General features: G+C 65.8%; 25 protein-coding genes and 1 pseudogene. 14 read left to right on the plus strand and 12 right to left on the minus strand.

Features of this window, described 5'->3' with window-relative positions; all coding sequences use genetic code 11:
* The 6 genes from WA965_RS28995 to WA965_RS29020 all read right to left on the minus strand — a co-directional run.
* Positions 1–202 (minus strand): DUF222 domain-containing protein (locus WA965_RS28995; RefSeq protein WP_526448294.1); only part of this gene is annotated, 202 nt, incomplete at its 3' end.
* A 63-nt stretch (positions 203–265) separates the two neighbouring features.
* Positions 266–739, minus strand: a complete 474-nt coding sequence (locus tag WA965_RS29000) for a hydrogenase maturation protease (RefSeq protein ID WP_526294677.1) — start codon at positions 737–739, stop codon at positions 266–268.
* On the minus strand, positions 736–2205 hold the full coding sequence (locus WA965_RS29005) for a Ni/Fe hydrogenase subunit alpha (protein ID WP_526294679.1): 1470 nt from the start codon (positions 2203–2205) through the stop codon (positions 736–738). The genes WA965_RS29000 and WA965_RS29005 overlap by 4 nt, the downstream gene beginning before the upstream one ends.
* A gap of 15 nt (positions 2206–2220) precedes the next feature.
* Positions 2221–2838: an NADH-quinone oxidoreductase subunit B family protein gene (locus WA965_RS29010; RefSeq protein WP_526294681.1), complete on the minus strand. Its 618-nt coding sequence runs from the start codon at positions 2836–2838 to the stop codon at positions 2221–2223.
* Positions 2835–3551 carry a 2Fe-2S iron-sulfur cluster-binding protein gene (locus WA965_RS29015; RefSeq protein WP_526294683.1) on the minus strand — a complete coding sequence of 239 codons (717 nt, stop codon included), beginning with the start codon at positions 3549–3551 and terminating at the stop codon, positions 2835–2837. Before WA965_RS29015 ends, WA965_RS29010 begins: the two co-directional genes overlap by 4 nt.
* Complete coding sequence (locus WA965_RS29020; protein ID WP_526294685.1) at positions 3548–5365, minus strand: NAD(P)H-dependent oxidoreductase subunit E; 1818 nt, start codon at positions 5363–5365, stop codon at positions 3548–3550. The genes WA965_RS29015 and WA965_RS29020 overlap by 4 nt, the downstream gene beginning before the upstream one ends.
* A gap of 97 nt (positions 5366–5462) precedes the next feature.
* On the opposite strand from WA965_RS29020, the gene WA965_RS29025 reads away from it, so the two are divergent.
* The 8 genes and pseudogenes from WA965_RS29025 to WA965_RS29060 all read left to right on the plus strand — a co-directional run bounded on the left by WA965_RS29025 (position 5463) and on the right by WA965_RS29060 (position 13392).
* Positions 5463–6560 carry a 3-oxoacyl-ACP synthase III family protein gene (locus WA965_RS29025; RefSeq protein ID WP_526294687.1) on the plus strand — a complete coding sequence of 366 codons (1098 nt, stop codon included), beginning with the start codon at positions 5463–5465 and terminating at the stop codon, positions 6558–6560.
* Positions 6544–7434, plus strand: coding sequence for a 3-oxoacyl-ACP synthase III family protein (locus tag WA965_RS29030; RefSeq protein ID WP_526294689.1), 891 nt, complete (start codon positions 6544–6546; stop codon positions 7432–7434). The genes WA965_RS29025 and WA965_RS29030 overlap by 17 nt, the downstream gene beginning before the upstream one ends.
* Complete coding sequence (locus tag WA965_RS29035) at positions 7431–7769, plus strand: cupin domain-containing protein (protein ID WP_526294691.1); 339 nt, start codon at positions 7431–7433, stop codon at positions 7767–7769. The genes WA965_RS29030 and WA965_RS29035 overlap by 4 nt, the downstream gene beginning before the upstream one ends.
* A 115-nt stretch (positions 7770–7884) precedes the next feature.
* Complete coding sequence (gene arcD, locus WA965_RS29040; RefSeq protein ID WP_526294693.1) at positions 7885–9363, plus strand: arginine-ornithine antiporter; 1479 nt, start codon at positions 7885–7887, stop codon at positions 9361–9363.
* Entirely contained in the window at positions 9360–10619 is a 1260-nt protein-coding gene (locus WA965_RS29045) for an arginine deiminase (RefSeq protein WP_526294695.1), read from the plus strand. The genes arcD and WA965_RS29045 overlap by 4 nt, the downstream gene beginning before the upstream one ends.
* A 16-nt stretch (positions 10620–10635) precedes the next feature.
* Complete coding sequence (locus WA965_RS29050; protein ID WP_526294697.1) at positions 10636–11640, plus strand: ornithine carbamoyltransferase; 1005 nt, start codon at positions 10636–10638, stop codon at positions 11638–11640.
* Between the two features lie 6 nt (positions 11641–11646).
* Positions 11647–12558 (plus strand): annotated as a pseudogene (gene arcC / locus WA965_RS29055) (carbamate kinase); the annotation flags it as partial.
* Positions 12559–12585: 27 nt separating this feature from the next.
* Positions 12586–13392 carry a universal stress protein gene (locus tag WA965_RS29060; RefSeq protein WP_526294721.1) on the plus strand — a complete coding sequence of 269 codons (807 nt, stop codon included), beginning with the start codon at positions 12586–12588 and terminating at the stop codon, positions 13390–13392.
* 10 nt (positions 13393–13402) lie between these two features.
* Here the strand turns inward: WA965_RS29060 and WA965_RS29065 are convergent, their stop codons facing one another.
* Positions 13403–13999: an Rv1733c family protein gene (locus WA965_RS29065; protein ID WP_526294699.1), complete on the minus strand. Its 597-nt coding sequence runs from the start codon at positions 13997–13999 to the stop codon at positions 13403–13405.
* 187 nt (positions 14000–14186) lie between these two features.
* Between WA965_RS29065 and WA965_RS29070 the strand changes: the two genes are divergently transcribed.
* On the plus strand, positions 14187–15068 hold the full coding sequence (locus tag WA965_RS29070) for a universal stress protein (protein ID WP_526294701.1): 882 nt from the start codon (positions 14187–14189) through the stop codon (positions 15066–15068).
* Here WA965_RS29070 and WA965_RS29075 read toward each other — a convergent pair.
* Together WA965_RS29075 and WA965_RS29080 are read right to left on the minus strand one after the other, a co-directional pair.
* Positions 15065–15868, minus strand: a complete 804-nt coding sequence (locus tag WA965_RS29075) for a sigma 54 modulation/S30EA ribosomal C-terminal domain-containing protein (RefSeq protein ID WP_526294703.1) — start codon at positions 15866–15868, stop codon at positions 15065–15067. The two genes, WA965_RS29070 and WA965_RS29075, sit on opposite strands and share 4 nt — an antisense overlap.
* An 88-nt stretch (positions 15869–15956) precedes the next feature.
* Entirely contained in the window at positions 15957–17429 is a 1473-nt protein-coding gene (locus tag WA965_RS29080; protein ID WP_526294705.1) for a bifunctional aminoglycoside phosphotransferase/ATP-binding protein, read from the minus strand.
* Between the two features lie 123 nt (positions 17430–17552).
* Here WA965_RS29080 and WA965_RS29085 point away from each other — a divergent pair, with 123 nt between their 5' ends.
* Together WA965_RS29085 and WA965_RS29090 are read left to right on the plus strand one after the other, a co-directional pair.
* The gene (locus WA965_RS29085; protein ID WP_526294707.1) at positions 17553–18575 is read left to right on the plus strand and encodes an Acg family FMN-binding oxidoreductase; all 1023 of its coding nucleotides are present in this window, start codon (positions 17553–17555) and stop codon (positions 18573–18575) included.
* Positions 18576–18619: 44 nt separating this feature from the next.
* Positions 18620–19474 (plus strand): universal stress protein, encoded by an 855-nt coding sequence (locus WA965_RS29090; RefSeq protein ID WP_526294709.1) that lies wholly within the window; start codon positions 18620–18622, stop codon positions 19472–19474.
* Positions 19475–19478: 4 nt separating this feature from the next.
* Here WA965_RS29090 and WA965_RS29095 read toward each other — a convergent pair whose 3' ends face one another.
* Positions 19479–20363 carry a universal stress protein gene (locus WA965_RS29095; RefSeq protein ID WP_526294711.1) on the minus strand — a complete coding sequence of 295 codons (885 nt, stop codon included), beginning with the start codon at positions 20361–20363 and terminating at the stop codon, positions 19479–19481.
* 247 nt (positions 20364–20610) lie between these two features.
* Between WA965_RS29095 and WA965_RS29100 the strand changes: the two genes are divergently transcribed.
* Positions 20611–20868 carry a hypothetical protein gene (locus tag WA965_RS29100; RefSeq protein ID WP_526294713.1) on the plus strand — a complete coding sequence of 86 codons (258 nt, stop codon included), beginning with the start codon at positions 20611–20613 and terminating at the stop codon, positions 20866–20868.
* Positions 20869–20995: 127 nt separating this feature from the next.
* Positions 20996–21634: a cutinase family protein gene (locus WA965_RS29105; RefSeq protein WP_526294723.1), complete on the plus strand. Its 639-nt coding sequence runs from the start codon at positions 20996–20998 to the stop codon at positions 21632–21634.
* On the opposite strand, the gene WA965_RS29110 is transcribed toward WA965_RS29105, so the two are convergent.
* On the minus strand, positions 21617–25081 hold the full coding sequence (locus tag WA965_RS29110; protein WP_526294715.1) for an indolepyruvate ferredoxin oxidoreductase family protein: 3465 nt from the start codon (positions 25079–25081) through the stop codon (positions 21617–21619). The two genes, WA965_RS29105 and WA965_RS29110, sit on opposite strands and share 18 nt — an antisense overlap.
* A gap of 139 nt (positions 25082–25220) precedes the next feature.
* Here WA965_RS29110 and WA965_RS29115 point away from each other — a divergent pair, with 139 nt between their 5' ends.
* Entirely contained in the window at positions 25221–25694 is a 474-nt protein-coding gene (locus WA965_RS29115; RefSeq protein ID WP_526294717.1) for an Lrp/AsnC family transcriptional regulator, read from the plus strand.
* An 87-nt stretch (positions 25695–25781) separates the two neighbouring features.
* On the opposite strand, the gene WA965_RS29120 is transcribed toward WA965_RS29115, so the two are convergent.
* A partial coding sequence (locus tag WA965_RS29120; protein WP_526448295.1) for an LmeA family phospholipid-binding protein occupies positions 25782–26577 on the minus strand: 796 nt, incomplete at its 5' end.

The raw sequence follows: 26577 nt of genomic DNA on the forward strand, positions 1-26577 counted from the left end.
GTTTCCAGGCCACCAGCGCGCTCACCGTTTTGGCGCCGGTCGTCGCCCACAGCCCGTCGCGGTCGATCTCGGCGACGATATCGACGATGCGCCCGTCGATCGCATTCCGTTGCCCGGCCAGCTCGGAGAGTTCCTCGAACAACACCTCCAGCCGCGCCCCCCGGGGCGGGCTGGGGATGAAACACGGTGCAGCCGAGGACATGACACCATCATCACAGACAGGTCCGACAAGTCCTGTCTACGAATACACAGGTGGCCGCGAACCTCAGGACACCTCGGCCGCACAGGACCCCTGCGAAAGATACGCCGTCGCATCGTGGAGGTTCCGTTGAGCCGCGGGTGACAACCCGATGTCGAGTTCGAACTCGAATCCCTTGATCGCCAGGACGTACACCTCGGGCACGCGCTCGAAGCACAGCTGACAGGTCGCCATGATGGCGGGGATGGAAATCGCGTGTGAGGTGAAGGTGAAGTCCATCATCGGCGCCGCGCGGTACATTGTGAATGACTGCACCGCCTCACTTTTGGTGGCGTCGACGAACAGCACCCGGCGTTTGGTACTGATCAGCTCGGCGTCCTCGAGCAGGATCTGATAGCTGCGCTGCATTTCCGCGCTCCCACAGCGGCCGTGGGCCTCGAGCCAATCCACGAAAGCCCAACCCAGCCCGTCGTCCTGCCTGCCCACATTGCCGATCCCGTAGATCAGACAGGAGTCGTCGTCGAATGCGTCGAGGTTCACGACCGGATCCGCTCGTTGATCACCTTCCCCGAAGGATCATGGACAGTGACGATCAGCGGCATCTGGCCGAAGGCGTGCGTCGCGCAACTCAGGCAGGGGTCGAACGCGCGGATCCCGACCTCGATGGCGTTCATCATGCCTTCGGTGATCTCGCCATGGCCCACCAGGTAGTCGTCGGCCACCGAGCGCACCGTGCGATTGAGCACCTCGTTGTTGTGGGTGGTGGCCACGATGAGGTTGGCGAAGGTGATGTCGCCTTGTTCCCCGGCACGGTAGTGATGCAGCAGCGTGCCGCGCGGTGCTTCGACGACGCCCACTCCCTCACCCATCCACGCATCGGTCCCGGGTGTGACGAGCAGATCGTCCCGCTGCAGGTCCGGATCGCGCAGTAATCCTTCGATCAGCTCGGCGGCATGGAGCACCTCGATGGTCCGCGCCCAATTGGTGTGCAGGGTCATGTTGTTCGCCGCGCCTGCGGTATAGGCGTGGAAACGTTCCAGCGCCTCCGCAGCCAGCGGTGTCGACAGCGAGCCGGTGACGTTCATCCGCGCCAGCGGACCCACACGCACCGAACCCCTGTCCCGGCCGAGGTCCTTGAGAAAGGGGAACTTCATGTAGCTCCACTTCTCGACCGCTTCGGAGAAATGATCCAGGTAGTCGTGGTAGTCGAACTCGCTGACGACACGCTTGTCCTCGTCGACGACACGCAGCGTGCCGTGGTAGTAGTCCACGTTGCCGTCGGCGCCGACCAGAGACATGCTGAGCGCGGGCACATTTGCGAAGGCGTCCACCGCCCTTCGGTTCGAGTCGTGGAACTCGTAGAACAGCCGAAGTCCGTCCTGTGCGTAGTCGAGGACCTCGTCGATCGACGGCAGTCCCTCCTCGCCATTGAGCAACCGGTCGCATTCGGCTCGGCTCAGATTCTTGTCGACGCCTCCCGGCACCGAGTTGATGCCGTGCATCCTCCTGCCGAAGACGGTCTTGATGACTTCCTGGCCCCACTTGCGCAGCATGATCACCCGCCGCATCAATGCGGGATCGGCCTCGATCAGACCGAGCAGGTTACGCTGCTCCGGCGGTGCGTCCATCCCGAACATCATCTCCGGCACCACCAGATAGAAGTACGCCGTGGCATGTGATTGCAGCATCTGCGCGTAATGACCGAGACGGCGGATCTTCTCGGCGGTTCGTGTCACGCCCATGCCTCCGCGCCCGCCCGCGCCGATCATGTCGTCGAGCACCTTCGCGCCACACAGGTGGTGGCTGACAAAGCAGATCCCGCAGATCCGCTGCATCAGCATCGGCGCCTCCCAGAAAGGATGGCCCTGAACGAACTTCTCGAACCCGCGGAACTCGACGACGTGCAGTCTCGCGTCGACGACATTGCCGTCGTCGTCGAGGTGCACGGTCACCTTGCCGTGGCCCTCGATGCGGGTGACGGGGTCGATGACGATCTTTCTGCTCACACGTGGCCTCCGGGATCAGTCATAGTGGTTCAGCGAACGCGGCAGCGCGACCGGGCGACCCTGGATCAAGTCGTCGAGCACCGTGAAGATCGTGTCGGCGTCCGGCGGACAACCGGGGATGAAGTAGTCCATCTCGACGACTTCGTGGCAGGGGTGGACCTTGGTGGTGATGCGGGGAATGTCGGGGTGACAGGGAATGACGGGATCGGCACCCGGTACCGCGGTGGGTGAATCGAGGTACGCCTCGGCCAGACAGTCCTTCAACTCGAAGACGTTGCGCATCGCCGGCACGCCACCCCACACGGCGCAGGCGCCCACCGAGATGAGGATGTCGCAGTTCTCCCGGAAGTGTTGCAACGTCTCGATATTGTCCTCGTTCGCGACACCGCCCTCGATGAAGCCGATCGCGCATCGCCGCGTGATCCGCTTGATGTCGGTGAGCGACGACCGGTGAATGGTGACCGTTGTCAGCAGCGGGAGTATCCGCTCGTCCATGTCGAGGAACGACAACGTGCATCCCCAGCAGCCGCACAGGCTGATCATCGCCACGTCGATCTTGTCGTCGCGGCCCGCCGCCAGCGCCGGAGCTGCTGGCGTAGTGGGTAATTCGTCTGACCTCATCTCGTCGGTCACGGCGCTCCCGACTCGTCCACCGAGCCCAGAGCCCGGTCGCGAACGGACTTGACCTCATACTTGCGCCGGCCGATCGGCACGTCGTAGCCGACGCCCTTCTCGAGGATGGCGCCCACGGGGCAGATCGCCACGGCGTAGCGAACCTGTTCGATGGGCATCGCATTGGCCCGATCGGCGTCGACCTCGATCTGTGACTCGCTGCCACGCCCACTGATACTGAAGATCTTCTGCCCGGTGGTCTCGTCACGAACGAAGTCCACACAGCGTTGACAGAAGATGCAGCGATCCCGCTCCAACCAAATCCGTTCGGACACATGATCACGCTCCCGGACCGGGAACCGGTAGGGAAAACGCGACACAACCATGTCCACCTCGTAGCCGACCGCCTGCAGAGTGCAGCGCCCACTCTTCTCACAACTGGGACAGTTGTGGTTGCCTTCGGAGAACAGCAGCTCTACCAGTGCCTTCCGCATGTCGGCGGTGTCCGGCTCGTCCACCTCCACCGTCATCCCGTCGGTGACATGGACGGTGCACGCCGCGGCCATCGTGCCGTTGACCCTGACCGCACACACCCGGCAGGTGCCGAGGCACGGTTTGCCCCGCAGGTAGCACAGCGTCGGGATGTACACGCCGGCGTCGGCGGCGACGTCGACCAGGGTTGCACCAGCCTCCGTCGAGACCGGGACTCCGTCGATCTCGATCCGGATGCTCATGCCGTCCCGCCTGTCTCGAGTTCGGTTTGGGCCGCGCCGTATCCGGCGAGGGCGCCATCCAGATCGAACGACGGCAACAGGGTGGATTCCTGGATGCGCAGCCTGCTCCGGTAGATCTCGGGAAACTTCTCCAGGCTCGTCAGGAGCGGGTTGGCCGCGGTGGCTCCGAGACCGCACCGACTGGTCGCCCGCACCAGCGCGCCCCACCGGATCACCTCGTCGAGGTCCTTGCGGACGGCATTGCCGGCTGCAATGAGTCCGACCTTGTCGTGAAGATCGACGGTGCCCGCCCGGCAGGGCACGCAGATGCCACACGATTCGTCGGCGAAGAACCGGGTGTAGTCCTTGACACAGTCCAGCAGATCGCGGCTCGAGTCGAAGATGGTGACGGCACCATTGCATCCGATGTCCTCGTAGGCGATCCGGCGTCGACCGTCCCCGTGCGCCGACAGACACTCCCCCGACGGTCCGCTGATCTGCACGGCCCGAGCGTCCCGGGCGTCGGCCATGGCGAGGACCTCGTCGAGGGTGATCCCCCACTCGATCTCGTAGACACCGGGCCGACCGCAGTCACCGGCGATGCTCAGCAGACGGGCGCCCGGCGATTCGGTGGTGCCCATGCGGCGGAACCAGTCGGCGCCCTCTTCTGTCACCCGTGTTGCGGCAGCGAAGGTTTCGACGTTGTTGACGCAGGTGGGTTTGCCGAGATATCCCTGCTGGATCGGGTACGGCGGCTTGAGTCGAGGGGTGCCCCGCTTTCCTTCGCAGGACTCGATGAGCGCGGACTCTTCGCCGCAGACATACGCGCCGGCACCCATCTGGATACGGATGTCGAAATCGAATCCGCGCTGCCCGCCGATATCGCGTCCGAGCAGCCCATCCTCCCGGAGTTCCTGGAGTTGGCGTTCGAGGTAGTTCCTCAGGTAGGTGTATTCGGCACGCAGGTACAGGATTCCGTGCCTGCTGCCGATCCCGTAGGCGGCGATGACCATGCCGAGGAAGACGTCCTTGGGTGAGCGGGTCAGCAGCGCGCGGTCCTTGAAGGTGCCAGGCTCCCCCTCATCGGCGTTGCAAATGACGTACTTGTCATCACCTGGTGCGTCGCGGCACAGCCGCCACTTCAGTCCGGTGCGAAACCCTGCACCACCGTATCCGCGCAGTCCGGACTCGGCGATCGTGGCGATCGTCTCCTCGGGTGCAGCCCCGAGGCACCGCTTGAGTACCGCCTGGTGATCGGCCTGCCCGTTGAAGAACACCGGCCCGCGGGTGTGGACATTGGACTCCACCAGACGGTCGACGTAGCCGATGCTGTCCTCGGGCAGCCCGTCGGGATTCGCGATCGCCGCGGCGGTTCTGCCGTCCTTCAAGGCAGCGATGACGTCGATGACCGTCTCAGGTGTCAGCCGGGTGAAGACCACGCCGTCGATCAGCATGGCCGGTTCCTGGTCGCTGAGCCCGATGCACGGCGTCTCGAAAAGCCCGAACATCCCCGTCGCTGCTCCGAAGGTCGCTCCGGTCTCCTTCTCGAGGGTGTCGTAGACCGCTTGATAACCGTTCATCTTGGCGATGACCGTGTTGCTCAGATAGATCCGGTGCCGACCCGAGGGCTTGGTGTGGAAGAAGTGATAAAAGGAGGCGGTCTCTGAGATGTCCGCCGGTGGACGGTTCAGCGCGTCCGCCATCTGCGGCAGGTGCTCGTCGGGAATGTGGCCGAACAGCCGCTGGATGTCCCACAGGATGTCGATCAACCGCGTTCCGTCGCCACCGTAGCGTCGCAGGACGGTCTCGACCTGTGCGTTGATCGGACCTGCCATCACGCGAATGTAGCCATTCGGTTGCCCTTTCCCTAGGGCCGAAAGGCTCTGTTGGGTGCCGCGGTCTGCGACGATCCTGAAATTCAGGAGGATCTCGATGAGCAAGCACTGGCTGGTGTTGGAGGGGGCCGGGCCACCGGCCCCCTACCGCGCACGGCTGGCGGCAGCGGGGAGGCATCTCCCCGCAACTCATTTGAGCACCGACGATCTGATGGCGACGACACGGCACAACACACACATCGATCTGGAGCGATTGACCGGGATCCGCGAACGCCGCATCGTCGACGGCGACGAGGACTCCTACAGTCTGGCTACCTCGGCGGCGTCGGACTGTCTGGACCGGGCGCAGCAGGATGCCGTCACGCTCGACGTCGTGATCAGCTGCAGCATCACGAAGTTCCGGGACGGTCTGACGCAGTGGGTGGAGCCCACGATGAGCGGCGCCGTCGCCCGCGCGATCGGCGCCCGGCACGCCATGACCTTCGATCTGTCCAATGCGTGCGCTGGAATGCTCACCGGTGTCACCGTTCTCAACAACTGGATCCGGCAGGGCACCGTGGAGCGCGGACTGGTGGTCAGCGGCGAGTACATCTCCCAACTGGGCCAGAATGCCGCCCGGCACATCCGCAGCATCATGAGCAGGGAACTGGCGTGCCTCACGCTGGGTGATGCGGGAGCAGCGCTCCTGCTCGAACGTGCCCCGGCCGACTCCGCGGGTATCAGCCTTGCCGGTTTCACCACCGTCGCCGACTACAGCAGACTGTGCCTGGCATACCCCAAAGGAAACGATCCGGGCGGCCGGATGTTCACCGATTCCCGCGGAATCCAGCGAGCGGCCATCAATGCGACCCCCTACCTGTTGCACGAAATCCTCGACACCGCAGGTATTTCCATGCATGACATCGATCACGTGATCACCCATCAGACATCGGCCCGCGCAATACGGAAGGGAATGGCGGCGGTCACCGCATCATTCGGCGAAGCCCCGCGGCACGACGCCGTGATCACCGTCGACCGCTACGGCAACACCGCATCGACCACCCATACCGTCGCCCTGGTCGAAGAACTCGAAGCCGGGCGGATCCACGCCGGGGAGACCATCGCGCTCATCGCCCTGGCATCAGGCCTCGAGATCGGCGTCGTCCTGCTCACCGTCGACGAGGAGTTGGTGAACCGATATGGGCACCGTCGTTGAACGGGTGGAGGTGATCCGCGGCAATTGGCGCACTCGGCACAGCGCACTGCACCTCGCGGTCGCCGTGGCGAAGACATGCCTGCATCACGATTCGAGGAACGCCGACGAGGTGGACCTTCTGATCAACGCGGGAATCTACCGTGACCACAATCTCGCCGAGCCCGCCCTTGCGGCACTCATCCAGGAGGACATCGGCGCCAACACCGAGGTTCCGCACGACGACGGTCACGGCACTTTTTCGTTCGACGTGGCCAACGGCGCATGCGGGGTGCTCACCGCGCTGCAGATCATCGACGGATTTCTGCGCTCCCGCACCATCAACTGTGCGCTTGTCGTGGCCAGCGACGCTGATCCGGGCCACGGGCGCAGCGAAGGCTTTCCGTTCTCCCCGGCCGGGGCGGCGATGCTGTGCGACTGGAGAGACGACGACCTCGGGCTCAGTCGGGTGCACTGGATGAACATGCCTGACGAGGGCGAGAACTTCCGCGCGACGGTGGGACTTCACGACTCACACAATGTGCTCCGGTTCCACGCCGCGACCGACCGGGACGAACACTTCGCCTCGGCGGGCGCCGAAGTGGTCCGTCGCTGTCTGCACGAGGCCAACCTGACGATGTCCGACATCGACATCATCGTTGCAGCGCCGCCGCGGGCCGGTTACCGCGCGGCACTGGCCCGGCGCCTGGCAGTTCCGGTGGAACGGATCGTTGTTGCGCACGACGAGCGGATGCACACCGCTGCGCTGCCCTGGGCGCTGTACGACGTGTCAGACCGGCTCCCGCCGGGCAGCCGAATACTCTTGGTCGCGACGGGCGCGGGAATCACCGCAGGTGCCGCGCTCTACCGCACGCCCCAACCGAGGAGTCGCACATGAACAAGATCTCGTTGACCGCCCTGGTCCGAGAGCACACGGCAGCAGCGGAGAGGGCCTCCAGCGGGCGCAGCGCCCATACCGTGTACGGCGGCCACGAACACGTGTTGCGGCAGACCCTGATCGCGCTCGAGGCGGGTCAGGCGCTCGACGAACACGAGAATCCCGGTGAGGCAACGGTCCACGTGCTGCACGGACGGATCCGGTTGGTTGCCGGCGACCACAGCTGGGAGGGCTCGGCAGGAGACCTGATCATCGTGCCGGATTCGCGACACTCGCTCGAAGCCGTCGAAGGTTCGTCGATACTGCTCACCGTCGCAAAATCCGCGTCGACCTGACGGTGACCAACTCATCGGAAACAAAGGACTAAAGCCTCCTCACCCAACGGGATCGGGCCCATAGCGTCAAACACACGGTGTGATCTGCACACCACCCGATTTCTGGAGGACGACGATGTCCGAGACGCTGATCTCTCCGCCCCCCGATTCCCGCCACGCCGGACAGAAGAAGGGCCTCGGACTCGCCGCCCTGACAGCCATCGTCGTCGGTTCGATGATCGGCAGCGGAATCTTCGCGTTGCCCTCGCAGATGGCCGGCAGTGCCGCCCCCGGCCCGCTCCTGATCGGGTGGGCGATCACCGGCGTCGGCATGCTGACGCTGGCGTTCGTCTTCCAGACACTGGCGACCCGTAAGCCCGATGTCGACGGCGGTGTCTACGGTTACGCCCGAGCCGGTTTCGGCAACTACATCGGATTCACCTCGGCCTTCGGCTACTGGGTCTCGGCGTGGGTCGGCAACGTCGCCTACCTCGTTCTGCTGTTCTCGACATTAGGATACTTCTTCCCCGGATTCGAAGGTGGCGCAACCGTTCCCGCCATCATCGGAGCGTCGATCGTGCTGTGGATCGTGCACTTCCTCACCCTGCGCGGGGTCCAGACGGCGGCGTCGGTCAACGTCGTGGTGACCATCGCGAAAGTGGTTCCGATCCTGGTGTTCATCGCCATCGCCGCCGTCGGATTCAAGGCGGGATTGTTCAGCGCCGACTTCTGGGGGCGGGCGACGGAGATCGACGGAGCGCCGCTCGGGGACACGATGACCCAGGTGAAAAACATGATGCTGGTGACGGTCTGGGTCTTCATCGGCATCGAGGGGGCGGCGGTCTACTCGCAGCGCGCCGCCAACCGCCGAGACGTCGGGCGGGCCACCGTGCTCGGCTTCGTCGGGGTGTTGATCCTGTTGCTGATGGTCAACGTGTTGTCCTACGGCTTGATGGCCCAGGCGGAACTCGCCGGAGTGCCGGATCCGTCGATGGCGGGAGTCCTGGAGAATCAGGTCGGCAGCTGGGGTGCGGCCTTCATCTCGATCGGCCTGGTGATCTCGCTGCTCGGCGCGCTGATCGCCTGGGTGCTGCTGTGTGTGGAGATCCTGCGACTGCCCGCCCACGAACACGTGATGCCCAGCGCGCTGGCCCGGGAGAACGCTCACGGCGCGCCCGCAAATGCGTTGTGGCTGACCAACATCTGCGTGCAGGCCTTGCTGCTGTGGACGCTCGCGAACGCGAGCACCTACACCAACCTGGTGTACCTGGCGACCTCGCTGATCCTGCTGCCCTACCTGTGGTCTGCGGCCTATCAGGTGCTGCTGGCGGTGCGTGGTGAGACCTACGAATCGGGACATGGGCGCACCCGCGATCTGGTCGTCGGCATCATCGCGCTGGGATATGCCGTGTGGTTGGTGTACGCGGGCGGGTGGCAGTACCTGCTGGTGGCGGCGATGTTCTATCTGGCGGGCACCGCGATGTTCCTCTGGGCGCGTAGGGAAAGCCGGCTGCCGGTCTTCACCAAACCTGAAGTCGTGGTCGTCGCCGTCGTCGTCGCCACGTCGATCCTGGCCGCCGTCCTCATGGCGACCGGCAACCTGGCCGTGCTGTGAACACCGCCGAATCCCGGCTCGGTGTCTGGTCCGAGGCGGGCCGCCTGCGCCGGGTCATGGTCTGCGCACCCGGCCTGGCCCACCAGCGCCTCACTCCGGAGAACTGTCACGAGTTGCTGTTCGACGACGTCATCTGGCTGCAGCAGGCCCGTCGCGACCACTTCGACTTTGTCGCGAAGATGGTCGACCGCGACGTCGAAGTCCTGGAACTGCAGGACCTGCTCGCCGATGTCGTCGCCAAACCCGACGCCCGGGAATGGCTTCTCAATCGGACAGTGACCGACGATCTGGTGGGCCCCGCTCTGACCCACGAGATCCGAGCCTGGCTGACCGAGCTGTCACCAGACCGGTTGGCGGAGTTGCTCATCGGCGGAGTCGCCTATCAGGATGTGGTGGCCGAGGTGGACAGTGCGTTCCTGTCGTTGTTCAACGCACTGGACCCGGCGGGGTTCGTCATCCGCCCGCTGCCCAACACCCAGTTCATGCGGGACAACTCCGCCTGGATCTTCGGCGGAGTGACGCTCAACCCGATGTACTGGCCGGCGCGGCGCCAGGAGACGCTACTGACCACCGCCGTGTACAAGTTCCATCCCGCCTTCGCCGACGAGACCTACAACATCTGGCTGGGTGATGCGGACGGACCGCCGGCCGACCACGGCATGGCGTCCCTCGAAGGCGGCGACGTGATGCCGGTCGGCAAAGGGCTCGTCGTGATCGGCATGGGCGAGCGGTCCTCGCATCAGGCCATCACCCAGGTGGCGCGAAACTTGTTCGCTGCCGGGGCCGCCGAGCGGGTCATCATCGCCAGCCTCCCCAAGACCCGCTCGGCGATGCATCTGGACACGGTGTTCACCTTCTGCGACCGCGACCTGGTGACCGCTTTTCCTCCCGTGGTCGACGGCATCGTCGCGATCAGCCTCCGCCCCGATGACCGCTCACCGTCCGGTCTGGACGTCCGGCGGGAACCGAAAGGCCTGATCGACACGATCGGCGAAGCCGTCGGGGTGGACCTGCGGGTCGTCACCACCGCCGGCGACGTCTACGGCATCCAACGCGAGCAGTGGGATGACGGCAACAATGTGGTCGCACTCGAACCCGGCGTCGTCATCGGCTACGACCGCAACACCCTGACCAACACCGCGCTGCGCAAAGCGGGCGTGGAAGTCGTCACCATCGACGCCAGCGAGTTGGGCCGGGGCCGCGGCGGTGGCCGCTGCATGACCTGCCCGATCCTGCGCGATCCTCTCTACACCTGAACGGAGAACATCTGCCATGGCGTTCAACAACCGAAACCGCAGCCTGCTCAGCCTGGTTCACCACACCGACCGAGATCTTCACTACCTGCTCGACCTGGCGCGTGACCTGAAGCGCGCCAAGTACTCCGGTAGCACGCGTAACAGTCTGGCAGGCAAGAACATCGCGCTGATCTTCGAGAAGACGTCCACCCGCACCCGCTGCGCTTTCGAGGTCGCAGCCTACGACGAGGGTGCTCATGTCACGTACATCGATCCCGCGTCGTCTCAGATCGGGCACAAGGAGTCGATGAAGGACACCGCCCGGGTGCTGGGTCGGATGTACGACGCGATCGAGTACCGCGGCACCGCCCAGGAGACCGTGGACGAACTCGCGGAGTACGCCGGGGTCCCGGTGTTCAACGGGCTCACCGACGAGTTCCATCCGACTCAGATGCTGGCCGATGTGCTGACCATGACCGAGCACTGCCCGAAACCGCTGCACGACATCGCCTATGCGTTTGTCGGCGACGGCCGCAACAACGTCGCCAACTCCCTGCTTCTCGTCGGATCCAAGCTCGGCATGGATGTGCGTATCGGGGCCCCGAAGGAACTGTGGCCGAGTGACGATCACGTGAGGATGTGCGAGGAGTTCGCCGCGGCGTCCGGAGCACGAATCACCATCACCGACGACCCCGACGAGGCGGTCAGTGGCGTCGACTTCATCCACACCGATGTCTGGGTGTCGATGGGGGAACCGGTGGAGACGTGGGGCCAGCGGATCGACCGGCTGCTTCCCTTCCAGGTGAATCCCACCCTGATGAAGGCCGCAGGCAACCCGCGGGTGAAGTTCATGCACTGCCTACCCGCGTATCACAACTCCGAGACCACGATCGGCGCCAAGATCGCGGCGCAGTACCCATTCCTGTCCAACGGCATCGAAGTCACCGAGGACGTTTTCGAGAGTCCGGCGAACATCGCCTTCGAGCAGGCGGAGAACCGGATGCACACGATCAAAGCGGTTCTCGTCTCGGCGCTGAGCTGACGTGCCATGAGGGTCGTCATCGCGCTGGGAGGCAACGCGCTGTTGCAGCGCGGTCAACCGATGACCGCGGACAACCAGCGCGCGAACATCCGGGTCGCCGCCGAAAGAATCGCCGCGATCACCACCGGCAACGAGATCGTCATCGCGCACGGCAACGGACCCCAGGTCGGCCTGCTGGCCCTGCAGGCGGCCGCTTATCACGATCTTGCCGACGGCGTGGCTCCCTACCCCCTCGACATGCTCGGCGCCCAGACCGATGCGATGATCGGCTACGTCATCGAACAGGAGTTGGGCAACCTGTTGCCTGCCGACCAACCGCTGGCCACGCTTTTGACGATGATCGAGGTCGACCGCGACGACCCCGCCTTCGACCACCCCACCAAGCCGATCGGGCCGGTGTACGACCGGGAGACCGCAGAGCGACTGAAGGCCGCCGGAGGCTGGACGATCGCGGCCGACGGCGACACGTTCCGCCGCGTGGTCGCCAGCCCGAAGCCCAAGCGCATCTTCGAGATCCGACCGATCCGCAGCCTGGTGGAGCAGGGCACGATCGTGATCTGCGCCGGCGGCGGCGGCATACCGACCATGTACGACGAACACGGTGACCTGCGCGGCGTCGAGGCCGTCATCGACAAAGATCTCGCCTCCGCCCTGCTGGCCGAACAACTGAACGCCGATCTACTCGTGATCGCCACCGACGTCGACGGTGTCTACACCGGCTGGGGCACTCCCGACCAGGCCCGCCTGGGCTGCGTCACGCCCGAGGACTTGGCCGGCCTCGACCTACCTGCCGGTTCGATGGGGCCCAAAGTGCAAGCCGCATGCCAATTCGCGCTGCACACGGGCAACGAGGCAGTCATCGGATCACTCACCGACATCACCAGGATCGTCGAGGGCACCGCGGGGACGCGGGTGCGAGTACATGAGGAAGGAACTGGAGTGGACATCAACAGCAACACCACCGCCTCATCGGTGGTCGTAGGCATCGACGGGTCGGACACCGCGATCCGGGCGGCACGCTGGGCTGTGGCGGAAGCCATCAAGCTGAATGTGCCGCTACGCCTGGTCTACGTGACCAAAGCCACGCATTCGTCCTCGGATGACTACGAACTCGATGTCCACAAGGGCAAATCATCGCTTCAGTTGGCGCAGAATGCGATCGAGGCCACTGATCGTCCGGTGAAGATCGAAACCGCCATCGTCACCGGGCCGCCGTCGGTGGCGCTGCTCGCCGAGTCCCAGAACGCCGGCATGGTCTGCGTCGGGACGGTGGGTATCGACCGCTACGCCCGCTCGATTCTGGGATCGACGGCCACCGAACTCGCCGAGAAGGGTCACTGCCCGGTCGCCGTCATTCGACCGCACGACGACGGGGAATCGGGTGGCGAAATCCGTTGGATCGCCGTCGCGGTCAACAACGACCCGGGTAACGACATCGTCGTCGCGCATGCCTTGCAGGAGGCGAGGTTACGTGATGCCCCGGTGCTCGCCGTCGGGGAAAACCGAGGCACCCGGAGCGCCGAAGACCTCGACGCCCGGGTCGCACAGTGGCGGCTACGTTACCCGGACGTCCACATCTACCCGATCGCCGAGCACACCGACCTCATGTCCTTCCTCCGGCACTGTGACGAACGGCTGCAACTCGTGGTGATCGGCGGCTCCCAGGCCGGCGAGCTCGCGCAGATCGTGGGACCCGCGGGTCATTCGATCCTGCACCACGCGAAGGTGTCGGTGCTGGTGGTCCGCAACTGAGCGGATGCGGTCACGCTTGGCTGCCGGTCCTGCCGCCGCCGCCACTGGTCCACAGTTCCCACTCACGCTCCCACCGGGATTGACGCCGACGGGCCAGCCGCGCGCGCAGCCACACCGTCACACCGGCCACGAGGCTCACCGCCGCCAACCAGAATCCGGCGCCAGCAACCACCGCATCAGTCCCAGCCCGCCACGACGACGGCGGCTGCCCGGCCTGATCTCCGTCTGCGTCTATCCAAACCTGCAGTTGATCACCGGCTTTGGCCTGCGGATCCACCTCGGTGACGCCACTGCGCTCCCGCCCGCCGACCCACCATTGCACCGGTGCAGTGACCCGCACCCGGTTCTCCAGAATCGTCGACGTCGGTGCCCCGGTCATGACGGCGACGACCGCGTGCCGGGCACTGGCCTCCTCTGAGTAGTGATGGGCCCGGTCTTCGTGAATTGCCGTGCTGATCGCGCCGGCGACCGGCGTCAGGATCAGTACCGTGACAAAAGCCAGCACCAGCAGAGCCGCCTCCACCCGGTCGCTGGTTCGCACCAGCGGATTGTGTCCGAACGCGCGAATGAGCCAACTGTGGCGGAGGTAGACCGTGAGGGTGTCCATCGATGCCTCCCGTGATCCGTGACACGTCGATCGTGGCAATGAAGGCGTCCAGCGGTCCAGAGGCCAACGTCATCTCCGCGGTCACCGGATGATGTGACCACCCGCGCCCGCCATCGTGACCAAAGACCCTGTCAGCCAAGGGCCACCCACGATTAGCCTCCACTCAGAGGACACCTGGGGGCACCACATGTCAGAGCACACGAAGAAATACGGAATTCTGGTCGGCGTCGACGGATCAGCGGAGTCCGACTCGGCCGTCCGATGGGCAACACAGGAAGCTGCCCTGCGCGGTATACCGGTCACCCTGATGCATGTCGTCACACCGATACTCGTCAGCTGGCCGCTCGGGCCGGCCCAGGCGAACATCACTGAGTGGCAGGAAGACAACGCCCGCCGCGTCATCGCGAACGCCGAGAAGGTGGTGCACACCAGCACCGGTGATGCCGAACTGCCCGAGGTGCACACCGAGGTCCGGTACGCCGGTTCGGTCGGTTCGCTGGTCGACGCGACCGAGGATTCGTGGATGGTCGTTGTCGGAAACAGCGGTCTCGGCGCAGTCGGTCGTGCGGTGCTGGGCTCTGTCAGCGGCGGCCTGGTGCATCACGCGCACTGTCCGGTCACGGTGGTGCACGACACTGACGCCCAGCCGGCGCAGAGAACCTCGCCGATACTGCTGGGAATCGACGGCTCGCCTGCCTCGGAGGCCGCCACCGCGTTGGCCTTTGACGAAGCTTCTCGCAGAGGCGTGGATCTTGTTGCGCTGCATGCGTGGAGCGATGTGAGTGTGCTGACGGCCCTCGGAATGGACTGGCACCGGTACGAGGACCTCAGTCATGAAGCGCTGGCGGAACGCCTCGCGGGTTGGCAGGAACGGTACCCCGACGTCGAGGTGCACCCCCGAATCGTATGTGATCAACCGGCGCGCTGGCTGATGGACGAATCCAACAAGGCCCAGATGGTCGTCGTGGGTAGCCGCGGACGGGGCGGCTTCGCCTCGATGATGCTGGGTTCGGTCAGCTCCGCGGTGGCGCGGGGCGCCAAGGCGCCGGTCATCGTTGTCCGCGGCTAACCGCCGGGGGAGATTAGCCCGTAATGCCCGTCGTAGCGGTGGTACAGGACAGCGGCACGACCCTGTGCGGCATCGATGAAGAACAGGAACGGCAGGCCAAGTAACCCGAGGCGCTCCGTTGCCTGCTCGACCGTGATACACGGGGCGGGCTGTGAACTGAAGGTCAGCGCGACGTCGAACGGGGCCAGCTGATCCGTCGAGACCGGCACCACCTGAGCCAGTCGGTAACCGGCCGCACCGTCGCGGTACAGCACGCTGGCGATCCCGGTCCCCTGCTCGGTGAACAGGTGAAAGTCGTAGTCCAGCAACTCCATTTCCAGAACGGCGTCATCGAGATTGCAGGCAGCCATGGTGAATGACTTGCGCCGGATGATCCGGCGGTCATCGGCCGGACGTGGGTAGTGGCGGGGCCTGCTGCTGGGCGCTGACTGATGCCGCCATTCGTGCGGGGCATCGTCGGGCAGTCGACCGCGCCTCGCCTCCCAGTGCTCCTCGATCCTTTCGAGCCGTCGCCGCAACCGCGCGTCCAGCTTGTCGATGGCTTCCCGCGCGGTGGCCGCGTCGACCTGTGCCCGAACCAGCCGACCGTCCACGTCGAGGTTTGCCTGGGCGACGACGGGGTGGCGGACCGCTGGATCGGTGTGCCGGGTCAGTCTGACCCGAGCGTGCAGCACCGGTCGGCCGGTGAGCCCGGCGATGCCGCTGATCTTGTTGCGCGCGTATTCGGCTGCGCCGGGCATCCGGCCGTGAGTGGTCACGTCGACCTCAACGGCCTTCGGCGAGTCGGTTCTGTTGCTCATGCTCTACTTCCTACGCTGCGGCGGACCGTCACAGGAGGGCCGAAGGTCACCGCGCGCACGCGGTGCGGCGGGCCGTCGAGCGCGCCGACTAGATTGCCAGGCAACATATCTGCTGAGCTTCGCGGACGGAATCGGCCAACGGCCGGCCTGTGTCGATGTCGTGCGCGCGGTGCCGAATACCGTCGCCACCGGCGAGCGCCGCAGCGATCTCCGGCGTCGCGTCGGAATTCGACCCCGTCCGGTGCTCGACCCTCGATGTGGCTTCGGCGATCGGTACCGCACAGTTGAACTCGACGATGGGCACCGATGTCCGAGCAGAGAGTTCGTGCGCTCGATCGCGGTGCTCTGCAGCCCGCCACGTGCCGTCGAGGATCACCGATTGTCCGATGCTCAGCCAGGCTTCCGCCTGGCGCAGCACCTCGGCATACACTTCGGCGACGTTGACCGGCGAGTACAGACCGGCGTTGAGATCACCCACCGCGCCGGACACCACGCCGGCATCCTGCAGATGCCGACGCACGTCGTCGGTGGAAATGACCCGCGCCCCGATCTGCGCGGCCAACGCGGTTGACAGCGTGCTTTTGCCGGTGCCCGGGCCGCCTCCGACAAGAATGAGCCGAACCGTCCCGGTTTTGAGGTGATCCAGCGCCAGATCGAGGTGCCGGCGGGCGTCGATCGCGGCTTCGGCGTGCCCCTGAGCGACCCGCACGCAGTCGACCTTGGCGCGAACCACGGCGCGGTAGGCGATGTAGAAGTCGATCAGGGCGCGCGGCGCGCATTCGTCGGCCGCCGAGACGTACTGCTCGAGGAACCAGTCGGCGAGGTCGCGTCTACCCAGGAACTCCAGATCCATCGCGAGGAACGCGGCATCGTCGATGCCGTCGACGTAGCGGAGTGTGTCGTCGAACTCGAGACAGTCGAGCAGTGCGGGCCCCTCTGGGAGGCAGAAGATGTCGTCGGCGAGCAGATCCGCATGGCCGTCGAGGATGCGACGCCCGGTGATGCGCTCGGAGAACACTGCGTGACGACCGGCGACGAACTGACCGGCCAACCGTCTCACCTCTCGGAGCGAGTCGCGCGGCACCACGTCGTCGGCATGTCTGTCCAGTTCGTCGAGGTTCTGTCGCCAGCGCGCCCACACCGCGTCGGCAGTGCCCTGGGCTTCGATAGCCGTGCCCCGCTCGGCCCCCACGTGAAAGCGCGCCAGAACCTCGGCGATGCCCGTCAGATGGCGGTGCACCGGTTGGCCGCTGCAGACCAGGGATGCCAGGCGGGTGCTGTCGGCATGGCGCCGCATGACGATCACCGGTTCCGGCGGGCCTCCTCGCTCGTCTGAAAAGTGGCCAACGCCGAGATAACTGTCCGGGGCGAGCCGCCTGTTCAGCTTGACCTCGTGCTGACACGCACGCTCCCGATGCGCGGCGGTGCTGAAGTCGAGAAAGTCGGTGATCACCGGCTTCTTGGCTTTGTATGCCCGGTCGCCGAGAAGGACGACGACGCCGGTATGTGTTTCACGGACCTGAGCGGCCAGATCACCCGAGGTTGCCGCCACGTCGCTCATGGGCTCAAGGGTCGGCCACCTCCCTCGGCCACACCAGAGCACTAGGCCATCGGGCTGAGGACCATTGGCCCTGGCCTCGGCCCGCACCGCGGCCGACGATGGTGGTGGATGAGGAGGTAGGCGATGCGTGACTGCGCGGTCGACGTCGAAACCATCAGAGGTGCAGTCGAACTGGCGTGCCGCGCGCCGTCGCTGCACAATAGCCAGCCCTGGCGTTGGGTACTCGAGGGCACCACCGTCCAGTTGTACGCCGACCCGCAACGCGTCGTCCGCTCCACCGACGGCACCGGCCGGGAGGCGCTGATCAGCTGCGGTGCGGTCCTCGACCACTTCCGGGTGGCCATGGCAGCGGCGGGATGGACGGCGCACGTCGACCGCTTTCCCAACCCGAACGACCCTCAGCACCTGGCATCGATCGACTTTTCTGCGAGCACCTTCGTGACTGCCGGTCACCGGCGACGCGCCGATGCCATCCTGCTGCGTCGCACCGACAGGCTGCCCTTTGCTCCGCCACCGGACTGGGATTTGTTCGATTCCGAGGTGCGAGTCTCACTCGACACCGATTCCGTCCGGTTCGATGTGATCGACGGCGGGCTGCGGTCGGAGCTGGCCGAAGCCTCGGACCTCACCGAGTCGCTGCGAATGTACGACTCCTCCTACCACGAGGAGTTATATTGGTGGACAGCGGGTTTCGCCACTGCTGAGGGTATTCCGCAGGGCTCGCTGGTATCGGCCGCCGAGAGTGATCGCGTGGATGTCGGGCGCAGCTTCCCTGTCGTGGCGGATTCACAACGCCGCCCCGAGATCGGCGACGACCGGTCCACGATCGTGGTGCTGTCGACTTTTGATGACACCCGTGACAGCGTGCTGCGCTGCGGCGAAGCATTGTCCGCCGTACTCCTCGATGCCACCATGGCTGGATTTGCCACCTGCACGGTCACTCATCTGATGGAGATACCTGCGAGCCGGGCGGTGGTGGCAACGCTGAGCGGCGCCGATCAGCCACAGGTCCTGGTGCGTGTCGGGCTGGTGCCCGCGATCGCCGACGTGCCTGCCCCCACTCCCCGCAGACCGATCGGCGAGATCTTCGAGGTTCGCGAATCCGTTCGGCATCAGGGACCTTCGACCCTGCCTGCGGGGCAATGACGCCGGTAGCGTCCGGCCTGAGAATGCACGGGACTGGAGCGATCATGCGAGATCAACCCCCGCCGTCATGCGTTGTGGTGGGCATCGACGGTTCCCGGTCGGCGGTCGATGCCGCGCTGTGGGCGGTCGATGAGGCAGTCAGCCGCGACCTTCCGCTGCGCCTGGTATACGCCATCGATCCCGGCGAGACGGTCGAGGACCGTTCCCGTCGCCTGGCCGACGCCGAATCGGCAGTGCGGTACGTCTTCACCGTCGTCGAGGCGACGGACAAACCCGTGAAGCTCGAGGCCGAGATCGTGCAGGGCCGACCGAAGACGGTGCTCGTCGAAGCGTCCCGATCTGCCGTGATGCTCTGCCTCGGGGCCGTGGGGATCACCCACAGCCGATGCGACCCGATCGGGTCGACCGCCGTGGCGACGGCCGCCTCCGCGCACTGCCCGGTGGCGGTGGTCCGCGGTCACGAGCCACAGTCGACTCCGAACGGCTGGGTGGTGGCCGAGATCGACCGGCCCACAACGGCCGATACCGTGCTGAGCAACGCACTCGACGAGGCGCGGCTTCGCGGAGCTGCGCTACGTGTGGTGACTGTATGGCAATCCGGCTACACCGATATCCATGACAACCACGCGGTGGCAGATCGCAGCAAGCTGGCGAAGGCACAACTCGACCGCCGGATGGCGAAGTGGCGACGGAAGTATCCGGACGTGGACATGCATGCCGTCGCCGTGCACGGCAACAGCCTGGCCTACCTGACCAGGAACGCCGACATGATTCACCTGCTCGTGGTGGGCAGGGAACGCGCCGACGGCATCAGAGAACTGGTGGGTCCGCCGGGTTTTGCGGCTCTGCACCATGCGAACTGTTCGGTGTTGATCTGCCAACCACAGAACGCGCTATGAGGCGCTATGCGCGCGACCTCGCCACGATCACCGGAATCCGTGCAGCCTGCGCCACCGCAGAGCTGACCGAACCCAGGAGAAGTCCGGTGAGACCGCCTCGTCCGTGACTGCCCACCACCATCAACTGGGCGGAGCCGGAGAGGTCGAGCAACTGGCGAATCGGGTTGTCCATCGCGACGACACGGTGCACTGCCACGTCCGGGTAGCGCTGCTGCCAGCCTGCCAGTCTTTCGGCGAGGATCTCGTCGGCCTGTTCTCGGACGTCGGGCCACCCGACCCCGATGAAGTCGTCGGTGCTCTCCAGCCAGGTGTGCAGCGCGACGAGGTCCACGCCCCTGCGGGACGCTTCATCAAACGCGATCGCGACGGCACGTTCGGACGCCGGGGAGCCATCGATGCCTACCAGGACGGGCGCATCGGGGAGGTCTCCCGATGGGGTTTCGCGAACAACCGCGACGGGGCAGCGGGCGTGATGAACAAGACCGGCAGAAACCGAACCGAGCACGGCCCGTTGAATTGCCCGCAGGCCGCGGCAGCCCACCACCACCATGTCGGCGTGCTCGGACATGTCCACCAGCACTGCCCGCGGGCTGCCGGTGACCAGTTCCCGATCCACCCTCAAGGATTGAGAGGCCGGCAGCGCCCTCCGCGCGATCTGCGTCGCGTCGTCGAGCAGCGCCTCGGCCGTCTTCCGCCGGGTTACCCAATAGTCCTCGGGCAGAGGCACATCCATCCAGGCGGTAGCGCTGGGATCGATCAGTGCGTGAACCAGGACGAGTGCAACCCCGCGCAGTGCCGCGGCGTGGGCGGCCCACTCGACTGCTGCGTCGGACTGCGGCGAGTCGTCGACACCGACGACGATCCCAGAATGCTCGGATGTCGAGGACATCGCCATCTCCTTCGTCGCCAGTGCCAGTGGCCTTCACGCTAGGTGGGCGATGGTCGGATGTCTGCGGGCATTGGTCACTGTCGGTGCGGGACCAAAGGCCTGCGACCGGCGGGTTCACAACGGTGCATCGTTCACAACGACCAGTACACGTTCTGGTCACAAACGACGCACGTGGCCGCCACAGTGGCCACGACAGTGATTGGATCGGACAGGCCGCCGCCCTGGACGTCGGCCTGGAGGTTTCTGCATGCTTTCCCTCGGCGCGGCCCAGTGGTTGTCGCTGCTGCTCGTGGTCGCGGCACTCGCCGGGCTGGGTGGATTCGTCTCAGCGACGGTGGTCCGTAGGAAGCGGCGCACCAGGAAGGTATTTCTCGCCGGTGTCTTCTGCGGACTGTTGGCAGGCGAGATCGTGCACCTGCGGCGTCGCGGACTGATCGCACTGCACCGCACCGCACCGCCTGCACGCGCGGCATTGGTGCGCCGGGTCCGCCAACTTCGTACGTGACCCGCTCCCTCGCCGGTGTTGCAGGAGTGACCACTGTGATAATTGGGTACACACTGCCGCAACCATCATCGCATCGGGTCGAGGAGAGACCGTGGCTATCCGCACCACCACGCGCGCCGCCCTGTTGATGCTGGCCGCTGTCGCCGCGCTGGCCGGCCTGAGCGCACCCACGGCGATGGCCGCCCCGAAGTGCAACGACATCGAGCTCGTGTTCGCCCGTGGAACCGACGAGCCCGCCGGGCTCGGCGCGGTCGGAAAGGCACTCGTCGAGGCACTGCGACCCATGGTCGAAGACCAGTCCATCGGCACCTACGCGGTGAAATATCCGGCGTCGTGGGATTTCCTGCAGGCGGCCGCCGGGGCCAACGACGCGAGTGCCCGCATTCAGTCCATAGTCGCAAGCTGCCCGCAGAGCAAAATCGTGCTGGGCGGCTACTCGCAGGGCGCAGCGGTCATCGACGTCGTGACCACCTCGCCGATCGCAGCGCTCGGCTACACCGAGCCCCTGCCCGCCACTGTCATCCCCCACATCGCGGCCGTCGCTGTCTTCGGTAACCCCTCCGCGCGACTCGGTCGACCGCTGACCCTCCTCAGCCCCGACTTCGGCGCGCGGACCGCCGACCTGTGCAACACCAACGATCCGATCTGCTCCCGGGGCGAGGATTTTGATGCCCACAGTCGCTACCCGCAATCCGGCTTGGTCAAGCTCGCGGCCCAGTGGATCACCAAACACGTGCAGCAGCAGCCGCTAACGGCTGACTCCTAAGTCATCGAGCCGGGAGTGATAGGTGGCCACGGTGGCCAGTTTGATGTCCTCATAGCCTCGCACCAGATCGGCCAGTCCTGCCACTTCCACCGCACGGTCGTAGTTGGCCGGGTTCAGCCCGGCGGCAAGGCCGGTCACGATACCCACGTATTCCGCGAGCAGTTCGCGTTCGACCCTGCGGACATGGGCATGGCCGAACGGGTCGAAAGTGGTTCCACGCAGCCGCTTCCCCTTCGCGAGTAGCCGCAGGGCGAGGTGGCTCCGCGGGCCCAGGCCGATCTTCTTGGTGCGCCCCATCGCTCGCAACATCGGCGGGTGCAGCTTGTACGTCAGGTTCGCACCGGCGGGGAACTCGGATTTCACGTCGGCGAGGAACTGCGGATCGGTGAGCAGTCGCGCGACCTCGTACTCGTCCTTGTAGGCGGTGAACTTGTAGAGTCCCCTGGCCACTGCCTCGCTGAATTCGGTGCGGTCTCCGGCAGCACGCTCTGCGGTCCAGATCGATTCGAGCAGCATCACGTATCGGCGGGCCACCTTCTCGCTCTGGAAGTCGATGAGGTTCGCGGCTCGTCGCGAGATCAGGTCACCGACCTGGCCGAAGAACGTGGTGCCTTCGAGGATGTGCGCGGGCGGCACCGCCGGCCGGCGATCACGTGTCGGCAACGCGGCGTCGTGGAACCGGGTCGGGTCGGCGATGGCGAGTCGCCCCCAGCGGAACGCGGCGATGTTGGCAGCCACGGCGACGCCGTTGATCTCGATGGCCTCCTCGATCGCATCGGCCGGAATGCGCAGTGCACCAGTCTGATACGAAGCACCGACCAACAGAAAATTGGCGGCGGCGGTACTGCCGAAAAGACTCTGGGCGGCGGCCAGCGCGTCAAACGCGTGCACGCTGTGCGACACCCGGCCCATCCGGTGCAGCAGATCGGGCGTCTCGGGGTAGCTGACCGACTTGTCGTAAACCATGCTCCCGGTGGGCGTCTTGCTCGTCGACACGACCGAGATCGTCGTCGCCGGATCGCCGTATCCGAGGTTCTTGGTGTCGGCGGCGACCAACAGATCGAACCCGACGATGCAGTCTGCGCTCCCGGGGGTGAGCCGGTTGGCGGGATCGAGCTTGCCCGCGGCGAATCGAAGGTGCGACACCACGGGGCCGGCCTTCTGGCTGAGGCCGATCTGGTCCAGGCTCTCCACGTCGTAGCCCGCGCGCAACGCCGCGGTGGCGAGCACCTGGTTCACCGTGACGATCCCGGTGCCCCCGATCCCGGCGAAGAAAATGTTGTGGGTGGCGGTGACCGGTTCGACGGCGATCTCGGGCAGAACGGGTGGAGCCGGCGGCTCCGGGCGGCGCGGCGCCTTCCCCGGCTGCACCTCGGCAGTGACAAACGACGGGCAGTCGCCGTCGAGGCAGCTGTAGTCGGTGTTGCACGAACTCTGGTCGATGCGGGTCTTGCGGCCGAATTCAGTGTCGACCGGTTGCACGGAAAGGCAATTGGACTTCACGCCGCAGTCGCCACAGCCTTCGCACACTGCCTCGTTGATGAGGACCCGGGTGGTCCGAGTGGGCAGGGTGCCGCGTTTGCGCTGTCGGCGGGCGTCGGCAGCACAGTGCTGGTCGTAGATCAGCACAGTCACACCCTTGACGTCGCGCAATCGCTTCTGCGCCTCGTCGAGGCGGTCTCGATGCCACACGACGGTGCCGTTGGCCAGCTGACGCTTGTGGTGTCGTTCGGGCTCGTCGGCACAGACGATGATCTGCTTGACCCCCTCGGTGGTCAGCTTGTGCGTCAGTTGAGCGACGGTGAGTGCGCCCTCGGCGTCCTGGGCGCCCGTCATCGCCACCACCTCGTTGTAGAGGAGCTTGTAGGTGATGTTGACCCCGGCCGCGACGCAGGCCTGCACTGCGAGCTGACCGGAGTGAAAAAATGTTCCGTCGCCGATGTTCTGGAACAGGTGGGGCACGTCGGTGAACGGCGCCTGCCCGATCCACTGACTGCCCTCCCCTCCCATCTGAGTGAGTCCGGTGACAGCGCTGTCCCTGCGGTCCGACATCGTCACCATCGTGTGGCAGCCGATCCCGCCACCTGCCAGCGACCCTTCGGGCACGGCTGTCGACCGGTTGTGCGGGCAGCCACTGCAGAAGTAGGCGGTCCGTTGCGCAGGAAGCACTTCCAGCTGCAGCGGCGGGGGCGGTGGCTTCTCGAGTTCCAGCCGATCCTTGAGCACGCGGCGCAGCGGGGCCAGCAACCGACCGGCTGTCAGTTCGCCTCCGGCGGGAATCAGCGGTCGGCTCGCGGCATCCTTCTTGCCGAGGATCCGTGGTGCATCCGGCCGGCCGTAGAGGATTTCGCGCAGCTGCGTCTCGACGAACGCGGTCTTGTCCTCGACGACGAGGATCTCGTCGAGGCCTTCTGCGAAGGTGGTGACGATGTCGGGCCCCAGCGGAGACGGCATGCCGATGCGCAGCAGCTTCACACCGGCATGGTGCAACGCGAACTCGTCGGCGCCGAGATCGGCCAGCGCCTGCCGCACCGAGTCGAATGTTGTTCCCGTAGCGGCGATCCCGATGGTCGCCGCGGGTGGATCGATCTCGATGACATCCAACCCGTTGGCGGCGCCGTACGCGCGCACCACCTCGGCCCGGGGTCCGTACAGGTCGGCCTCCGCGTCGAGGCTGGCGGCCGGGGCGGCCATCGGCCGCTGGCGGTACCCGAACGGCTTCCCATCCCAAACTATCTCCGGGACAACGATATCGACAGCGACGTCGTCGGAGTCCACCGACCAGGCGCCGTCGGCCACGTCGGCCACGATCTTGAGTGCCACCACGCATCCCGACGCCCGGGACAACGCCACACCGTGCATGGTCATCGTGACGATCTCCCGCGCATTCCGCGGGAAGAGCACCGGGATACCGAGCGCGGCCAACGAGCGTTCGCTGACTGCGGGCACAGTCGAGGACTTGGACGCGGGGTCGTCGCCGACGAGGAGCAGCATGCCGCCGCGCGGGTTGGCGCCGTACATGTTCGCGTGCCGGATCGCGTCGGTGGCACGGTCCAGGCCGGGCCCCTTGCCGTACCAGACACCCACCACCCCGTCGTAGAGCGCCTTGCCGGCAGGCAGAACGGCTTGGCTGCCCCAGACCGACGTCGCCGCGAGCTCCTCGTTGAGCCCGGGAACGAATGTGATGTCGTGTGCCCGCAGGACGTCGGGCATCGCCGCCAGCATCCTGTCGACGCCGCCGAGTGGGCTGCCTTGGTATCCCGACACGAAGGTGCCCACCCGCAGGCCCGTTCGCAGGTCACGCTCGTGTTGTTCCACCAACGCGCGGGCGATGGCCTGGACGCCGGTGAGCATGACCGGACCCGACCCGGTGCGATACCGATCGCCGAGGCTGTACGGGTTCCGTTGCGAATCCTGGTCCGGTCGGCGGATGTCGAGATCCGTCATCTGTACTCACCACCTCGGCAGTCAATGGGCGTAGTGCTTCTTCCAGGGTGGCATTCATATACATACTGAGCAAGCAATGCAGCGGCTACTGAGCATGTTGCCCAAATAATTCAGAATGTGACGTGGGATACTGAGCGACATGACGAAGCTGGACCGCACAGATGCCCGACTGCTGCTCGCGCTCTGTGACGCGCCGCGCGCCACCGGCGTGCAACTGGCCGCGATGCTGAACCTGGCACGCAACACCGTGCAGGCACGACTGGCCCGGTGGGATCAGGACAAGGTGCTCGCGCCGATCGACCGCTGTGTGTCCCCCCGCGACCTCGGGTACCCGCTCAAGGCGTTCATCACGGTGGTGGTGGATCAACACCGGCTCGAGGACGTCATCGCCGCACTCGAGACCGTCACCCAGGTCACCCAGGTCACCGGGCTGTCCGGCGCGGCGGACCTGCTCGTCGGTGTGGTGGCGACCGATGCCGACGATCTCTATCGTGTCGCCGGCCTCGTCCTCGCGGTGCCCGGAGTCGAGCGCACCACCATGTCGGTGGCGATGCACGAGGTGATCGCCTACCGGACGCGGCCGCTACTGGAAGCACTCGCGCGGGGCCAGTGAATCACCCTCCGCCGGAATTGCATTCCAGCAGGCCAGAACTCGAAATTGCTCTGCCGGAATGCAATTCCGGCGAGCAATGGGCCGGGCTCAGAGACCTGCGAAGCAGGGATTGGTGTCCTCGTTGGGAATCGACGCATCACGGCTGGAGAACTCGCCGACGACGCCCGCATCGGTGACAGCGACGCTGTCGGCCTGGATGCCGAGCGGATAGTTGTCGTTCAGCTTCGTGGTGAGGTCGTCGAGTGCGCCCTGAACGGTGTCCTTCGGGAACGGTCCACTGACGTCGAGCACTTCGAGTTCGAGGTCACCGTCGGTGACCACAGGCCTGGCGGTGACGCCGCTGTCGCCTGCCTGCAGGACGATGGTGCCCGCTGCCGGGTCGGTACTGACACCGGTGACGAGACTGCCGACGCCGGGCAGGTTTTCGGCGACGGTGTCCTTGATGCCCTCCGATGTCCATGTCAGCGTGGCGTCCAGCGATCCGATGGTCCCTTTGGCGTCACCGGAGTCCTGCAACCGCACGTCTTCGAGGGTCACGACGGCGGTCATCCCCTCGGCGGACTGCACCCGGTCCCCCGCCGTTCGGACCGAGATGTTCGTGTAGTGGCCGGTGATGTGCTGCCACAGAAACGGCGGGTTCACTCCGTAGGAGATCGTGGCGCCGTCCTCCACGACGCATTCGGCCACCCCGACCAAGATGCCGTCGGCGCGGTGTCGTGCGTAGAGTTCGCCGCCGGCCAGTCCGCCCGCCAGCAGGGCCACGACGATGACTGCGATCAGGACGATCGTCTGCCGGGTGAAAAACCCGGCGCTCGGCCCGTTGCCTTCACCGGAGGGCCGGGGAGCGGACACCGGTGGGTGCGGCGGCGGAGCAGGTGGCGGG

It is taken from the genome of Mycobacterium sp., from assembly GCF_049683935.1.
Taxonomy (GTDB): domain Bacteria; phylum Actinomycetota; class Actinomycetes; order Mycobacteriales; family Mycobacteriaceae; genus Mycobacterium.

Bases quoted from the DNA above. Each gene is read 5' to 3' on its own strand.
- WA965_RS29095 (WP_526294711.1), bottom strand. From the start codon at position 20,363: ATGTCCTCGACATCCGAGCATTCTGGGATCGTCGTCGGTGTCGACGAC.
- WA965_RS29100 (WP_526294713.1), top strand. From the start codon at position 20,611: ATGCTTTCCCTCGGCGCGGCCCAGTGGTTGTCGCTGCTGCTCGTGGTC.
- WA965_RS29085 (WP_526294707.1), top strand. From the start codon at position 17,553: ATGCGTGACTGCGCGGTCGACGTCGAAACCATCAGAGGTGCAGTCGAA.
- WA965_RS29035 (WP_526294691.1), top strand. From the start codon at position 7,431: ATGAACAAGATCTCGTTGACCGCCCTGGTCCGAGAGCACACGGCAGCA.
- WA965_RS29115 (WP_526294717.1), top strand. From the start codon at position 25,221: ATGACGAAGCTGGACCGCACAGATGCCCGACTGCTGCTCGCGCTCTGT.
- WA965_RS29025 (WP_526294687.1), top strand. From the start codon at position 5,463: ATGAGCAAGCACTGGCTGGTGTTGGAGGGGGCCGGGCCACCGGCCCCC.
- WA965_RS29110 (WP_526294715.1), bottom strand. From the start codon at position 25,081: ATGACGGATCTCGACATCCGCCGACCGGACCAGGATTCGCAACGGAAC.
- WA965_RS29080 (WP_526294705.1), bottom strand. From the start codon at position 17,429: ATGAGCGACGTGGCGGCAACCTCGGGTGATCTGGCCGCTCAGGTCCGT.
- WA965_RS29070 (WP_526294701.1), top strand. From the start codon at position 14,187: ATGTCAGAGCACACGAAGAAATACGGAATTCTGGTCGGCGTCGACGGA.
- WA965_RS29015 (WP_526294683.1), bottom strand. From the start codon at position 3,551: ATGAGCATCCGGATCGAGATCGACGGAGTCCCGGTCTCGACGGAGGCT.
- WA965_RS29075 (WP_526294703.1), bottom strand. From the start codon at position 15,868: ATGAGCAACAGAACCGACTCGCCGAAGGCCGTTGAGGTCGACGTGACC.
- WA965_RS29030 (WP_526294689.1), top strand. From the start codon at position 6,544: ATGGGCACCGTCGTTGAACGGGTGGAGGTGATCCGCGGCAATTGGCGC.
- WA965_RS29050 (WP_526294697.1), top strand. From the start codon at position 10,636: ATGGCGTTCAACAACCGAAACCGCAGCCTGCTCAGCCTGGTTCACCAC.
- arcD (WP_526294693.1), top strand. From the start codon at position 7,885: ATGTCCGAGACGCTGATCTCTCCGCCCCCCGATTCCCGCCACGCCGGA.
- WA965_RS29020 (WP_526294685.1), bottom strand. From the start codon at position 5,365: ATGGCAGGTCCGATCAACGCACAGGTCGAGACCGTCCTGCGACGCTAC.
- WA965_RS29065 (WP_526294699.1), bottom strand. From the start codon at position 13,999: ATGGACACCCTCACGGTCTACCTCCGCCACAGTTGGCTCATTCGCGCG.
- WA965_RS29090 (WP_526294709.1), top strand. From the start codon at position 18,620: ATGCGAGATCAACCCCCGCCGTCATGCGTTGTGGTGGGCATCGACGGT.
- WA965_RS29105 (WP_526294723.1), top strand. From the start codon at position 20,996: ATGCTGGCCGCTGTCGCCGCGCTGGCCGGCCTGAGCGCACCCACGGCG.